Here is a 14,353-nt window from a genome sequence, read left to right on the forward strand (position 1 = left end):
TCCCCTCAATCGTCGTGGATGAATTCCGGCGGTGGGCTGACCGAGACCTGGAGTCCCAGCGCTCGCCCCGCGCCTGCGGAAAAGGTCAGCATGTTGTGAAACCCGGATTGAAAGAGGCGCTGTGCCAGCGGCTGGGTGAGCGCGCCGTAGCAGCCAAGTGACCAGCCGCGGCCAAGCACGGAGATCAGAAGCTCGCGCCGCAAGTAGCCGTCGCCACCGGCAAGGGCGGACGGCAAAACGAAGATCGAGAACACTGGATCGCCGCCGCCGGGCTGCACCGAATAGCTGAAGCCGTATTGCGCCTCGGGCAGCGTGTCCGGCCCGCCGTCGCGACGGAAATGGAATGAACGAATGAGCCCCAGCAGGTCGTCCTGGCGTGCTGCTAGTCCGGAGCGGGCGAGCAGGCGCGTCAGCGTCGACACTGCGGGCCTGGCCTGCGACAGTTCGAAATAGAACTCGCAGCGATCCGAGTCCGGCGTTCCCCCGAGTAGCGCAAGCTGCGCTTCGCCGTCCGGCAGCACGGGCGCGCCGAGGTAATCTGTCAGGAGCGCGGTGATCGCCGCCGCCTTCGGCATTTCGGCGTAGATCTTGAACGTCGTCGCCGGGCCCGAGGTCCACGCCCGCTTGTGACGGATGCCGAGCCAGGCGCCGTATGCCAGCGGCGTATTGCGCTGGAGGTCTTGAAATTGCCGGGGGATCCCGGCCCAGCCCGGATCCAGCCCGAGCTCTCCGAGCAGCGTGTCGATGCGGGCAAGGCGCCGTTCGGGCGGTATGTCCGGTCCGCCCACCTCGATGGTGTATCTGAGGTCGTCGGACATTGTCGAGAACGAGAACTCCAGCGGCGCCCCGTTGCGATTGAGCACGCCACCCGACCACGCTTTGCCCTGGCGGGCGGACGTCAGGCAATCCCGCAACGCTATGCCGCTGGTTCGCGCGAACGCGCTGGCCAGGCCGGGGTCGTGGCGCGCGATGGCTTCGATCGAACGTTCGAAGCCGCGCCGCTGCGCCGCGCCCGGACGATGGTCGCGCGTGATGCCGGCAACGCTGCTCACGCCGGCACCTTGGACGGAATGGTGTTGACGCCGCCGACCCGGGCCTTCTTGAGCTGGAAGGAATCGCCCGATGGAAGGTCAACCTCGCATTGCACCACCAGCGAGCTTCGCTTGTCGCCGAAATCCTTGAGCGTCGGAACGATCCGCTTGAGCTTCTTCGCGCCCTTCTGGTCCTTCTCCAGCGTGAACTGGTCCTCCCATTCGAAGTCGCCGTCCTTGTAGGTGAGGGTCAGATCGACGCTGTCGGCGTCGTCGCCAAAGCCGGCCGCGAAGAACACCGGGATGTGATCGACGAACCGGTCGCGGACGATGACCTGTTTGTCCATCACCGGCTCGGGCCCGTATGTGTAGGAAACCTTCGATCCCTTGCGCACTTCCACCCGGTACTGGATCGGATCGGGCTTGAACTTCGCCTCGCTGCGGATCTTCAGCGTTTGCGAGGACGGCGCGCCGTTCTGGAAGACCACACGCTTGTCGCCCTTCCATCGGCTGCCCGTCAGCGCGACCACGACCTGGTCGTTGGTCTCGCAGACGAAGTCGTCGCTCAAATTGACGGTCAGCGTGAGAAACTCGGCGACGCTTTCCGGCATCGCGGTGATCAGCGCCCGCTCTTCCTCGCCCTTGGACGAGTACCGAAATGCGTCGCTCTGCCACTCGTCGCTCGGGTTGAACACGTAGTCGACGTCGTACTCGACCTTCGCGGACCCAGATTTGTCGTACTGAAACTTCAGGGGATTGTCGCCGGTGACGGTGCCGGCGTTCACCGTCAGGATCTTGGTGGTTCGCCCCGCCGCGCCAGCGCCGGCGGGATACCGCCCCGTGACGTTGAGGGTACGCAGGCCGACCTTGGTGCGGTCAGCCTCGTCCGGAATCGCCACGGTCACGTTGAGGGGCAGTCCGAACGGATCCTGCGCGCGGTTGACCTGCGTCACGTACCTCCCGCGAGCCTGTTCGTTGTCGCCCAATCCCTCGAGCACGAGCGCCTGCGGCAGGATCGGAAAGGCCTTGGCCTTCCGTTCGGAGTAGAGAAAATCGATCGAGTTCTCCTGCTTGCCTTCGTAGTAGGAAGCGCGGACGTTGACTTTCGGGATGAAGGTGGTGGCCGCCTTGACGATTTCCTTGACGGCGCTGTCTGCCTCGCCCTCCTTCTTGCCGTCCTCCGCGACCTTGTCGGTCGCCGCCTGCTCGACGTCCTTCGCCTTCTCGACGGCCTGGCTGATCTCCGGCTTTTCCTTCAGCGGGCTCCAGTTGTCCTTGTCCCGGCCGATCGACACCTCGAAGAAGTTCTTGAGGATGTATTCGAGCAGGATCTGCTGCGCCCATTTTAGTCCTTCCTGCGGCTCGCCCGTGAAATCGGTGACCTCGATCTTGAGATCCGTCTTCGACATGATCTTCTGCCACTGCGCCTGGATCCCGAGATCGAGCACGAAGGCTTCGAGCGGAATCGATGTGCCGAGGCTGAGCTGGAAATCGGTGATGGTCTTCTTCATCGTGCCGGCTACCTTGAACGTGACCGACGGCCGCATCGCCAGGAACTCGAGCCGGTAGAGCGCGGCAATCGCGTTGGAGCCGGACAGGATGGCCTGCTTCATGGCCGCCGCCAGCTTGCCCTCCTTGGTGAACTTGACCGAGCAGACCGCAGCGTTATCGCCGACCAGAGAGGACGAGCCGGCGTTCCAGACGAGCTGTTCCTTGCTTTGATAGAGAACGCTGGGGTCCGTCTTGAGACCTTCGCCCGCGGTTGCTGCAACCGGACCCAGAATGGAAAAATTGACGTTTCCGGTCTGGTAGGGAACTGCGGAGAGGGTGAGCTTGGACGCGTTGACGCCGGTCTTGCTGGCGATCATCCCCTTGATCGTGTCGAGCGTCGCGGCCGGAACGGCGGTGTTGACCTCGAAATTGAGGAAGCCGGTGCCGTCGGAATCCGATTCGGAATCCGTGTACCAGAGATAGGACAGCACCTTGCTCTTGTTGCGCTCGGCGAGCCTGACCGTTCCCGGAAGATACCAGAACTGCGTCGGGGACTCGTGATCCGGATAGACGTCGATGCCGTCCTGCTGGAATTTCTGACTGCCGATTAAGATCATGTGCGACTCCCTTGTTCTGCCATGACGACGGACGCTTTCGGGCTTGGTATCGTGACGTGCGCTTCGGAGGTCTCGAAGGGGACGGCCGGCGTCGGCGGCGTCGCCGAATCGACGTTGATGAACTGCCGCTGGCAGCTCAGTTGCTTGCCGTCGGTGTACCAATAGGCAAAGGACGTTGCCGGCGAAGACCGCGTCAGCTCGAAACTGTCGTTGCCGTCAGCCCAGAGCTGCGGGCCGCCGGACGGAGTGACCGTCAGGCCGATGGCACTCCACGTGCCCCAATCGAAATCCCGGCTGGCCTCGAAGTGAACCACCCGGCGCAGAAGCGGGTTCAGGAAGATCGTGGCGCCGGCCGGGAGTCCATTCAGCACGAAGGGCGAGCTCGATCGAGGCTGGCAGGTGGCAGCGAACTCCACGTCGTCCAGCTTAGCCGGCTGCGACGCGAAGGCGCCGATCTGGCCAGAACGTAGGTTGGGGCCGAGGACGAGGACCGGTGGATCGAACGCGAGCGGCGCCGGCCCCTTGAGCTCCAGCTTGATCGACCTCACCAGGTCCCACGGAAATTCGTCGGCGACGCTGATGGAATACATCCGGTAGGCGTAAAATTCGGCGGGCAGTTTATCGAGGAAAGCCTGCTCGGGCCGGATGTCGATCGCCTGCGAAGTGCTCACCGGACGCTTGTTGCCGAAATGGGATTCGCACCGGTACTGAGGCAGGACATCATTACCAGGCAGGTGGATGAGCTCGACCGGCCAATCCGCCGGCTGGGTCTTGTTGAAGACGTTCGTAAGCTCCCCGGTGTTACCCAGCCGCTTGATTTCTAACATTGGCCGCAACCAGAGGTGCGGCGTCGAATGCGGCGTGGCAGCGAACCGTGAGCTCCTGTCTGAACGGATTGCTGGCCGGCAGCACGAGCGGTGGCCGGGCGGCGAGGGCGTCACTCAGTCCGCTCAATGCGCCCTGAATGAAGATCTTGCGCGTCACCGCGCCGCTGATCTTCATGTTGCAGTCGAGCCGCCGGGCGATGTTCTGGATGTCGTGCACTGTGCTGCTGCCGAAACCGATTATCCAGCTGCCGCCTTTTGCTTCCGGAGGTGTCGCGAAGCGCGGCGCCGGCTCGAGCAGGCTCTGGAGGCTTTGGAGAAATGCGCGCCGAAATCCCTCAGGAGCCGGCTCGCCGGTATCGTTCTCGGCCACGACCCTGATGACGGCGCTTTCCTTCAGGTCTTCGAAGGTCTCGATTTTCTCGAAGCTGACGAACAGGAAGTCAGCCGTCGTCTTCTTCTGCACCCAGTCGCGAAACCGCGTTTCGTCAAATTCGATGGAGTAGCTGTATTGCGGCCGAAACGCCTCGTAGGAGAGGCTATAGACGACCGAAATCGGAGGAGCTTGCGGATTGCTGCCGCTGTTCTTGAGCAGAATATATTGATCGAGGGTGAGGTTCACGGCCAACGCGACGGAGTTGCCGCCGAGCAGGGAGGGGACGGCGTACACCGGCTCGCCGCCGATGATGGCGGCCGCGACGGTGCCGGCGCTCCACGGCATTGCGACGAGCTGCGCGCCCTGGGTTGTCTCGCGCAGCCGCTCTTCCGCTTTGGTCCTCGTCGCCTCGTCCAGCTTGAGGTCGGCGACGAAGGACAGCATTCCCGCGCAATCCTTGCGGGGCTTTTCGTAGAGGACGATCGCGAACTGGTAGTCGCCGTTCGTTCGCGCCACGGCGGGACGCGTCGAGCAGCAATAGAACAGCTTGGGGTCGAAGAAATCCCTGTAGAGAAGGACTCCTTCGACGCCTTGCAGTTGGATTTCGTGATCGTCCGCGAGCATGGGGGATTCCCGGCGTTGGCTAGATCTTCGAGATCTTCGTCGGTGCGACCCGGATCAGAGGGTCGGTCTTGACCTCGGCCAGGTTTCCTCCACTCGGATCCGCCATCTCGTTGTCGTTGACGATCGCCGTGACCACCCGAAACGACGACGCGTGGCCGCTCAGCGCCGGGACGCGCCATTTGAACGGCGCGCGGGACGTGGCCGATGAATCCAGTTCGATCAGCTGTTCGAATACACGGTCGGCGTCCTGGCTCTTGAACGTGTATTCAACCCGGAGCGTGGCGGCCGTCGCGCCGTCCACCAGCGCGAACTTGAGGGTGCGGACCATGTTGCCGAGCGGGTTCTGCAGGCTGATGTCCGCATTGCCGCGGTCCGGGGTGACCTGTATCCACTCACCCTCGACCGGATCGCCCGAAATCGGATTCAGGGTGACCTTGTACTGGATTGGTCCGGCAATGGGCCTGCCGAACGGCTTGGCGATGAAGGCGGGCGCATCCTTCTGAAGCGCGACCTTCTTGTGCCAGTCGCCGTACTTCACATCGACGGTGGCGCTGTCGACGATGTCCCAGGGCAGGTCGATGCCGCTCAGCGACACGCTGAGGACGCCAAGGTCGACACTGCTGAGATCGAGATAGTTGGTGCCGCTCAGCTTCAGTCCCTTGACCTGCAACGACGGCGTACCGTCGGTGTAGGAGACGAGGTAGTTGTACGAAAGCACCCGCTGGTCGCTGGGGATCCTGACGTCGAACATTCCCTTGAGCTGGACGTCATCGACATTAGCGTCGGCGCCGGGCTTGTACGTCATCGTGGTGACGGGACCGCTGGTGCCGAATAGCTGGGTCTTGACGTAGGACAGGTCTGTGATGGCGAGCCGATCGATCGCACGGGCCTTGAGATAAGCGAGGTTCGGCGGATTGACGGTGACGTCGACCTTGAAGAACGGCTTGTCGTTGAGATCGATCAGCTGGAAGAAGGTCGTCAGGGGCTCCTTGCCTGCAAGGGCGCTGATCTTCTGAAGCGGCCCTTGCGGGTTCCTCGGGATGGTTGTCGCCTGTGTCAATGTATAGGTGCGGGACTGGCCACTCTTGGCCTCGAGCGTCCGGACATTGTCGATGTTCAGGGCATCCAGCTTGACGTCGGGAAGCTGGGATTTCGCCATGTCCTCGAGCTGCTTCCCCGCCCAGTCGGTGAGCAGCTTGCGTACTGCGTCGCCGTCTTCCTTGGACGCGACCGCCGGAAGGACGATGTCGGTCGCGCTGTTGACGGTCTCGTTGTATTCCTTGCCGCGCTCGACTTCCTCGTGGTGTGTACGTCCCCACGAATCCTGCCACTCCTTGTCTTCGACCTTCAGTTTCGCGATGAGGTCCTTGCTGAGAGTGACCGTCGCCTTCGCTTCCGGGAGCAGGCCGTCGAACTCGACGTTGTAGGTGACGCTGATGACGCTGACGCCCTTGTCCGGATTGTATTCCGGGAGCTTGCGCGAAGACTGGTCGAACGGCGGTCCGCCGAGCCCGTGCCAGAACAGATTGGCGCCGAGGTCCTGTAGATTGAAGGTGACCACCGCAGCATTGCTGTTCATCAGCGACGGAGTGGTCTGGACGCTGCCCGTTGAATAGGACGGCGACCCCTTTTGATAGGCATCCAGATTCGTGAACGCCTGCACGGTGACCTTGCCCGACCTGAACGGCACCGGCTTGATGGAGCGCTCCGAGATGCGCGGGAGAAACTGCTTGTAATCGCGGCTCTTGTCGAAGCTCGCCTTGCTCCTGTTGACGGTAGCGTCATCGAAGCCGAGGCTGGCCTTGAGTTTTGCGACCTCGTCGGCGTTCTTGGCATCGATCGCCTGGCACAGTGCGAAGGTCGTCTGCGCGATCTTGACGACGGACTCATTGCTGTTGAGAGCGGCGCTGACTGCGTCCTGGACTTTCGTGTCGCTCATATTGGGCATTGGCAGTGCAGCGGTGAAGGTGCAGATGCCGCCCGCTTCCTGGTTGTCGCCGAAATACCAGGTTAGATTGAAGGCCGGCTTGCCGTCGACGGCCTGATACGCCGGCTTTTCGGCCAGGGCGTAATAGGTGTCCTTCTCCTCGCTGTCGGGGAAGAAGGTGTAATCCATGGTCTGACCGAAGGCATAGGGAATGCCCTGGACCGTGATCGCCGGCGAAAGTTTCAGCATGAGACGTGCTCCTCTGTTCGGTTCAGCATTCAGCTTGGGTTCTCGCGGATGTCCGGCGTCTATCTCGGGGGCTCCGCAATCGGTGCGCTCACTTCTGTGACTTGCTGCAAGCCGGCGTTGCGGCCGAGCCAGCCGCCCAGATCGGCCGAACGGCTGATCTGAAACGTCGCGTCTTCGGTCGCCGGGGATTCCCAGGTGACCGGCAATGAATTCACGTAGGCGGCGTCTGCGCCCATCTGCTGCAGCTTGTCGAACAGCACCTTCGCCACGTGGCTGCGGGCGGCAGCTTCCGCCTTGCTCTTCGTCGCGTCGGATACATTCGCCGTGTCGATGCGCGTCAGCTTGATGCGGCCGCTGGAGATCGCGTCATCGAGTGCGGCTGTGCATGCGGCGAGATCGGGCAGCGGAGGCGGCGGATCGGGATCCTTTTTCCTTCCGAACCAGCCGCCGGAGCTTTCGTCCGGCTTCTGCGGCGCCAGTACCTTCAAGGTCGGCGCAAGGTCGCCGGCGATCTTGACGGTGGAGCTCTCGCGCGTGTCGAGCCGGCCCTGATAGGTCAGTGTCAGGATGCTCGATTGTCCCTGGAAGGCCGCGATCGCGGCGGTCTTTTCCGCCGAGGTCAGCCGGTCGTTGAACACGACGCGCTGCTGGGCCATGCCGGAAGCCGGGCTCGGCCCGAAAGTGTAGGTGGGACCGTCCGGAATCGTCACCGTTAGCGATGCTGTCGGCTGATCGAGCGCAACCGGCTGCAGATCGATGCTGCCGATATCTGGATATTGGGCTCGGATCGCGCGTTGGGCCGCCTGAAGTGCCTCCGGCTCGGCCCGCCACACCGCTTGCAGGGAGAGTTGCGCCGCCACTGGGCTTAACATCAGTTGGGCGATTTCGACGGTCGGTGCGCCCGGGATGTACTGGAACGTGCCATCGCGCACCGGCCCGACGGGGATGCACAGGAGATCGCCGCTGCCAACTCCGTTCGGTTGATTGGACATTCAGTGTCTCCCTGCGTCGAGGCGGGCTGCGTCGATGACGAGGTCCTGGCGCGGCGGCAGAAACTCCGACCACGGCGCCTGGTGATCGTCCGTCGATGAATGCCGCCGGTAGCGGTAACGATTCCTGAAAATGTCAGTCGCGAAATAGCTGACAATCATAGGATGCTGTGCCTTGCTGGCAGCTGTCTACCCGGCAACAGAGGGCGGCGCGAAGGCACTTGTCGCGTCGGCGAACGAGTGTCTGGCTCAGCTGCGCCGCTGCTCTACCTTCAGCATATTAGACCTCGAGGCGCGACTCGGCATTGGTAGGCCTTCAGGCCGCTACCCGGTAACCACCCTCATTCTCAATCAGAAATTCGTGCTGCCGAGCGAAGGGGCGCTGCCGCGTGAAAGCCCAAGATATCTTGGAAGAGAGATTGGCTTCGATCTGCAGCTGCGCGTCAAAAGAATGGGCGACAACATCATGCTCGACTACATCTATCGATCGGACGTCCTCGCCGACGATACGGTCGTACGTTTCCACTCTAGCGTGGACCGCGAGCTTCGCCGATTGGTATGCGGCTAGAGCAGGCTGAAGTGGCGACGTAATCGCGGGAGTTAGCCGTCAGGGCCCCTGTGAGACGAACCGAAGGATTTTGCGGAGAGAGGATTTCTGGTTCATCGTGGCCACCAGGAGCGAAGATGAAGCAGAAATCCGGACCGGGCGAAGCGCCGGCAGAACAAGTTTTAAAGGACATTCGGCGGCAGACCCGCAAGCATTATTCGGCGGAAGAGAAGATTCGTATTGTGCTGGAAGGACTGCGGGGCGAGGAGAATATCTCCGAGCCGTACCGTCGCGAAGGCGTCGCCGCCTCGATGTATTATGGCTGGTCCAAGGAGTTCCTGGAGGCCGGCGAGTGCCGCCAGGCGGGCGACACGGCGCACACCGCGACGCCCGGCGAGGTGAGGGACCTTCGTCGTGAGACTGCAGCGTTGAAGGAGGTAGTGGCCGACCTCACCCTGGAGAACCGCCTGCTCAAAAAACGTATGGCCCGCCCCGTCTGCAAGGGGGATCTGAGATTGACAGCCAACCAGTCTGCTTCAACGTATCCGGCCTCGAGGCGCAGCCTCCGGCCATGATGGAGATACGCGCGCCCCGGTCCTCATAAAGCGTCCGGCGTCGAGCCGCCGTCTTTTTGACCAGGCTTCCGAAGCGCCGTTCGACTGTTAGACCATCTCGTCGTCACCCTCTCGCAAACATCCGTGGCAGCCAGGCGCCTGGCCGGGCCGCCAAGCCTTCTACGCCGCCGTGGTCCTGGTGACCGCAAATCGCTCTCCGCTTCGCAGCACAGCCCAGGCGATCCTGGTAAGCTTGTTTGCGAAGGCGACAACGGCGACATTGTGATGAGCCCGTTCCATGAGCGCTTTCGCCCACCGTCCCAGCGGCGTGTCACGCTCTACCACATGGGGCAACGCCGCGCGCGCTCCATGGATCAGCTGCTTGCGGAGATATGTATTGCCGCGCTTGCTGATTCCGAGCAGCTTCGGTTTGCCTCCGGTGGTGAACTGACGTGGAACCACGCCAAGCCAGGCCGAGAGATCGCGGCCCCGATCAAAAGACGCCGCCCGTCCAATCGCGGCGACGAGCGCCGTTGCCGCGATCGTGCCGATGCCGGGGATTGTGGTCAGCCGGCGTGTGTCTTCGTTCTCGTTCGCCCAGCGGACAAACTCCGCATCAAAAGCTGCGATCCGACGGTCAAGCCCGGCCCATTGGGTGCGCGCGTCGGCGACCAACGCGATCATCCGCGGGCTCAATCCCGCGCCGCCCTGTTCGTCCATCAGCACCCAGGAATGTTCAAGCTTCCGTTTGCCCTGCGGCGCGACCAGGCCGCGTTCAAGCAGGATCGCGCGCAGCTGGTTGATCAGCGCCGTCCGCTCACCGACCAGCCGGTCCCGGGATCGGTGAAGCGTCTGCATGTCGAGTTGGTCTTGGCTCTTCAGTCCCACAAAGCGCATCGTCGGCCGCGTCGCAGCCTCCGCGATCCCCTCAGCGTCGCGATCATCGTTCTTCTGCGCCTTGACGTACGGGCGGACATATTTGGGCGACATCAGCCGAACCTCATGATCATGGGCGGCGAACAACCTGCCCAGATGATGAGCCCCGCAGCACGCCTCCATCCCGACGACGCACGGAGGAAGCTTCGCCACAAGAGCTATCAGCGTCTCGCGCCTAACCTTACGCCGCATCACGACCGCACCAGACGCGTCGAGCCCGACGATGCTGCAGACATTCTCGCCAAGATCGACACCAAGCACTGCAATATCCATTTCCGTTCCTCCTTCTGTACCGTCGGCGACCCTACGACGCCGGTGCGAGGGGCGGGCCATTCCATAAAGCATGAACGGGCCCTTTCGGGGAATGCCCTTGCATTCACTGTCGGGTAAGAGATGGGGAGGACGAGGCATGAGATACCCTGCGTCCGAGAAGGCCGAGATCATCCGGCTCGTTGAGCAATCCACCTGCCGGCCAAGCGCACGCTGGACGAACTCGGCATCCCGCGAGCCACGTTTTATCGCTGGTATGACCGCTATTGCGAGGGTGGCGTCGAGGCGCTGGCTGACCATCGGTCCCGACCAGACCGGGTCTGGAATCGCATCCCCGACGACGTCCGCGACCAGATCATTGATCTGGCGCTGGCTCTGCCAGAGCTATCGCCGCGAGAGCTGGCCGTGCGGTTCACCGACCAGCGGAAGCTGCGTCGTGACAAAGCAGGTACCCATTCAAAATGACCCCACTCCGCCGCCGAGCATGATCACGACGGCCAACGCGACGACCGACGGAACGATGCCGACCATGAAAATGTCGAAATAGCTGTCGTAATGGGTCATGCCGCAGATCGAGAGCAGGCTGACCACGGCGCCGTTATGCGGCAAGATGTCGAGCGTGCCTGAGCCGATCACCGCGACACGATGCATCAGAGCGGGGTCGATGCCAGTTTGGGCCGCGATCTCGATATAGTCTGGCCGAGTGCGTCGAGCGCAATCGTGAGGCCGCCCGAGGCCGAGCCGGTCAGTGCCGCCAGGACATTCGTTGCAACCGCGAGCGAAACAAGGGGGCCGCCCTCGATTGCCAGCACCCAGTCGCGCACGGCTGCGAATGCAGGCAGCGCTGCAATGACAGCGCCGAAGCCGACGAGACTTGCAACGCTCAGCGCCGGCAGTACGGACGCATTCGCGCCGGCATCCATGGTCTGCCGAAGCGCCGGCAGCCGAGGCCAGTTGAGAGCGATGCAGTTAAGATGGCAGCGATCAACGCGATCGCAACCGACCAGACGCCGGCGACGGCTGAAATCGACGTGCCGCCCCAACGCTCCTCGGCGAGATAGGAGAAATCAAGCCTCGGGAACACACCAAGCGACATCAGAAGATTGACGGCGACGACGACGACCAGCGGCAGGATGGCGTTCAGTGCAGGCGTGGCGTCTTGCTGCGGCGTCCATGCCGGATCTCGGCAGGATCGAACTCGCCGGCGGTGGTCGCTCGTTCCCGCAACAGCTCATCAGCCGGCGTGCGCTCGGTTGCCGCCAGTGCCTCCTCGCCATAACCTTCGCCGGCGGCGCGGGCAGCCCCCTCAGCACGTCGCAGCCACCACAGGCCGATACCGAGCATGACAACGGATGCAACGATGCCGTGGCCGGGCGCCGCAAAGGGCGTCGTGCCGAAAAACGGCATCGGGATTACGTTCTGGATCGACGGCGTTCCCGGCAACGCCGACATGGTGAAGCTTGATGTGCCCAGCACGACAGTCGCCGGCAGCAGGCGGCGGGGAATTGAGGCGGCACGGAACAGAGATTGCGCCATCGGGACGATGACGAAGAAGGCGACGAATAGGCTCACCCCGCCATAGGTGACGAGCGCCCCCGCCAGCACGACGGCAAGGATCGCGCGGCGCTCGCCGAAGCATCTCGCCATGAAGGCAGCCACGGAGGCGACTGCGCCGCAATCATCCATCAGCTTGCCAAAGACGGCGCCGAGCAGGAAGATCGGAAAGAACTGCGCCAGGAAGCTGGCGGCGCTCACCATGAAAATCTGGGTCCCGTTGGCAAGCAACGGTTGTGCGCCGAACGCGGCCGCCACCAGCGCCGCGATAGGCGCGAGCAGCAGGACGCTCCAGCCGCGAAACGCAAAGAAAATGAGCAGCGAAAGCCCAACGAGGATGCCCAGCAGTCCCATTCAACACTCCGTGAGCAGGATATTCAGGAGCGAGATATCTGATCGGCCGTCGAGTGCTTACCGATATCTGTGCCGAAAGCGTCAATGAACTCGCTTGCTGCGAGCCGTCCTTCCGGGCGCATCTCCGGATTTTGGATCAGCCGGGTGTTTGCACCGGGTTTCCGTCGACGAGCAGCAGACCTGTAAGCGCGCCCTCGCTGACAGAACGACTTACCGAGATAAGGACTGCGCGGGCCCAACAGCGCCAACGGCTCGGCAGATTGCCTCGTCTACATTCAAGTTCATTTTGCCTCGCTAGGGCGGATTCGACTGCCTTAAGCAGGTCGTCTGCCACCGGCTCTGGCTCTGCAAGAGCAGCTTAGGCTCTCGGGATTAGATTGATCTCCGCCACCTGCAAATTCTTGTAGTTGACCATAACGCGGAGACTGCGTTGTGCTGACGTCGCGTCGACCTGACCATCCTCTCCGGAATGAGAACGTGAGGGAAGCCCATTGTTTTTCATTCAAGCGAAGTCTTCCACTTCACGTGCAGCATCTGGGAATGATTGGCGTCTCTGCCAGCTGCCCACCATCAAATCTGCCAACATCCCAGGTTCGGCGGCGACAACTCGAATATTCGCCGGGGCACGCAGCTCTATTAACTGGCGAGCAGCCTTGCGGATCACAGCAGTTGCGGTCGTCGCGTGGCTCTTCGTGCGGCCAGGCCCGAGCGGTTCCCGACCCGCGAAAGCCAGCGCTCCGGCGAGCAGAGCGCTCCTCAATCCGGCCGCTCCGGATGATTTAGACACGAACTACAGATCCGTTAACGCTCGCTCATTCCCGGCCGGATATTGTCGCGTGACGGACTTGGACTTCAAAAGTGTCGAGTTGGGCTCGAACTACGCAGACGTCGTTTACAAGTTTGGCTGCGCAGGCACTCTCATGTCAAGCGAGATCCAGGAGGGCATCAAGTTCCACGTGTTTACGTGGAACGACGGGCAGATCTTGGTGCTGTTCGCTAACGGAAGACTTCTGATCGCATCACAGTCCGGCTCCTAATGCGACATTCTGTGATGTTGGCGAGCATTGTTTCTGCGTATTGGACGCAACCCCAAGTGCGGGAGGCGGGCATAGTCGAATGCTCGATCTAAGGTGTTATGGCCCAAGACAACGATCAGAGCATGAAGCGCAATCGATCGCGGTCGATCGCAATCTCTGCGCCCTCTCCTTCTTCGACCGGTTCACAGCGGCTGGCACTTTCACGTCCTTCATTTGCCGAAGTTGCCGGGGGCTCGACCGTGGCAGGGCCGGCCCCATGGTCACTCTCCGAAGATATCTTTCTGTTGCTCGCGCCAGGCGACATCCTCCTCTTCACGCGCAGCGTGCTGCTGTTGCTTTGTGGCGTTCTCGGCAGCTTCGCGAAACAGGTCCGCCCGCTCTTCAGCCGAAGGCGGTGCGGACCGGGCTGATCCCAGATTGGTGAGACTGATAGACAGGCTGTCCACAAAAGCCGCGGCGCCGGCTGTCACCCTTCTTGTGCCGATATCGGCGGCGTGGCCCCGCAAAGAATCCTCGGTCCATGGATCGCACGAAAGAGGCTCAAGTCGCGCATCGATCGCCTTTCCAAAGAATGGAGTTTCAATCGAATCGACCGGCCTTGAGGTTGGCTCATGGCTCGCTCCGCGGAATGCAAACCATCGCTCGCAGCAACGAGTGCAGGCCGCTTAAGCTCTAACCCCTGAGGAGCCAGCCCCTCCCTTCGCGAGCCGCCTAATTAGCCTCAAATCATTTGACGACGGAGAACGGTTACGCCGCTTGTGCGGCGCCAGCAACCGGTCGGCTCTCTGCTGAGATGTTTCGTTGTCGTGCAACACCTCGAGGCTGCAGACGCGAGCGATCGCCACGGCGCGGCGAGAGATTCGCTGATGGTTCATGGATTTTGCTTTTAGCTCTGATGCCGGTAGCGGACTGGCTGCCGGGGTTCAGAAACCGTAATTGTGAACGGCCAATGTGCTTTTGGGGTGCCCCTTGG

9 protein-coding genes and 3 pseudogenes are annotated in these 14,353 nt (G+C 62.2%); 3 read left to right on the forward strand and 9 right to left on the reverse strand.

Features of this window, described 5'->3' with window-relative positions; genetic code table 11:
- Positions 1–5: 5 nt before the first annotated feature.
- The 6 genes from IVB23_RS13410 to IVB23_RS13435 all read right to left on the reverse strand — a co-directional run bounded on the left by IVB23_RS13410 (position 6) and on the right by IVB23_RS13435 (position 8,131).
- Positions 6–1,052 carry a hypothetical protein gene (locus IVB23_RS13410; protein WP_247803870.1) on the reverse strand — a complete coding sequence of 349 codons (1,047 nt, stop codon included), beginning with the start codon at positions 1,050–1,052 and terminating at the stop codon, positions 6–8.
- Positions 1,049–3,139 (reverse strand): hypothetical protein, encoded by a 2,091-nt coding sequence (locus IVB23_RS13415; RefSeq protein WP_247803871.1) that lies wholly within the window; start codon positions 3,137–3,139, stop codon positions 1,049–1,051. Before IVB23_RS13415 ends, IVB23_RS13410 begins: the two co-directional genes overlap by 4 nt.
- The gene (locus IVB23_RS13420) at positions 3,136–3,966 is read right to left on the reverse strand and encodes a hypothetical protein (RefSeq protein ID WP_247803872.1); all 831 of its coding nucleotides are present in this window, start codon (positions 3,964–3,966) and stop codon (positions 3,136–3,138) included. The genes IVB23_RS13415 and IVB23_RS13420 overlap by 4 nt, the downstream gene beginning before the upstream one ends.
- Positions 3,941–4,783, reverse strand: coding sequence for a hypothetical protein (locus IVB23_RS13425; protein WP_247803873.1), 843 nt, complete (start codon positions 4,781–4,783; stop codon positions 3,941–3,943). The genes IVB23_RS13420 and IVB23_RS13425 overlap by 26 nt, the downstream gene beginning before the upstream one ends.
- A gap of 199 nt (positions 4,784–4,982) precedes the next feature.
- Positions 4,983–7,139: a hypothetical protein gene (locus IVB23_RS13430; protein ID WP_247803874.1), complete on the reverse strand. Its 2,157-nt coding sequence runs from the start codon at positions 7,137–7,139 to the stop codon at positions 4,983–4,985.
- A gap of 59 nt (positions 7,140–7,198) precedes the next feature.
- A complete protein-coding gene (locus IVB23_RS13435; RefSeq protein ID WP_247803875.1) occupies positions 7,199–8,131 on the reverse strand; it encodes a hypothetical protein in 933 nt (310 codons plus the stop codon).
- Between the two features lie 172 nt (positions 8,132–8,303).
- Here IVB23_RS13435 and IVB23_RS13440 point away from each other — a divergent pair, with 172 nt between their 5' ends.
- The gene (locus IVB23_RS13440) at positions 8,304–8,696 is read left to right on the forward strand and encodes a hypothetical protein (RefSeq protein ID WP_247803876.1); all 393 of its coding nucleotides are present in this window, start codon (positions 8,304–8,306) and stop codon (positions 8,694–8,696) included.
- Positions 8,697–8,812: 116 nt separating this feature from the next.
- Positions 8,813–9,157 (forward strand): annotated as a pseudogene (locus IVB23_RS13445) (transposase); the annotation flags it as partial.
- 252 nt (positions 9,158–9,409) lie between these two features.
- Here the strand turns inward: IVB23_RS13445 and IVB23_RS13450 are convergent.
- Positions 9,410–10,438 (reverse strand): IS110 family transposase, encoded by a 1,029-nt coding sequence (locus IVB23_RS13450; protein WP_247804843.1) that lies wholly within the window; start codon positions 10,436–10,438, stop codon positions 9,410–9,412.
- A 115-nt stretch (positions 10,439–10,553) separates the two neighbouring features.
- Between IVB23_RS13450 and IVB23_RS13455 the strand changes: the two are divergent.
- Positions 10,554–10,864, forward strand: a pseudogene (locus tag IVB23_RS13455) (helix-turn-helix domain-containing protein); the annotation flags it as partial.
- A gap of 27 nt (positions 10,865–10,891) precedes the next feature.
- Here the strand turns inward: IVB23_RS13455 and IVB23_RS13460 are convergent.
- Positions 10,892–12,343, reverse strand: a pseudogene (locus tag IVB23_RS13460) (GntP family permease).
- A 1,297-nt stretch (positions 12,344–13,640) separates the two neighbouring features.
- Positions 13,641–13,850 (reverse strand): hypothetical protein, encoded by a 210-nt coding sequence (locus tag IVB23_RS13465; protein ID WP_247803877.1) that lies wholly within the window; start codon positions 13,848–13,850, stop codon positions 13,641–13,643.
- Between the last annotated feature and the right edge of the window lie 503 nt (positions 13,851–14,353).

The sequence above is a fragment of the Bradyrhizobium sp. 191 genome, assembly GCF_023100985.1.
Lineage (GTDB): Bacteria > Pseudomonadota > Alphaproteobacteria > Rhizobiales > Xanthobacteraceae > Bradyrhizobium > Bradyrhizobium diversitatis.

What these genes read in the sequence shown, in the direction of transcription:
- IVB23_RS13415 (WP_247803871.1), bottom strand. Translation starts at nt 3,139, where the DNA reads ATGATCTTAATCGGCAGTCAGAAATTCCAGCAGGACGGCATCGACGTC.
- IVB23_RS13420 (WP_247803872.1), bottom strand. Translation starts at nt 3,966, where the DNA reads ATGTTAGAAATCAAGCGGCTGGGTAACACCGGGGAGCTTACGAACGTC.
- IVB23_RS13425 (WP_247803873.1), bottom strand. Translation starts at nt 4,783, where the DNA reads ATGCTGTCCTTCGTCGCCGACCTCAAGCTGGACGAGGCGACGAGGACC.
- IVB23_RS13430 (WP_247803874.1), bottom strand. Translation starts at nt 7,139, where the DNA reads ATGCTGAAACTTTCGCCGGCGATCACGGTCCAGGGCATTCCCTATGCC.
- IVB23_RS13435 (WP_247803875.1), bottom strand. Translation starts at nt 8,131, where the DNA reads ATGTCCAATCAACCGAACGGAGTTGGCAGCGGCGATCTCCTGTGCATC.
- IVB23_RS13450 (WP_247804843.1), bottom strand. Translation starts at nt 10,438, where the DNA reads ATGGATATTGCAGTGCTTGGTGTCGATCTTGGCGAGAATGTCTGCAGC.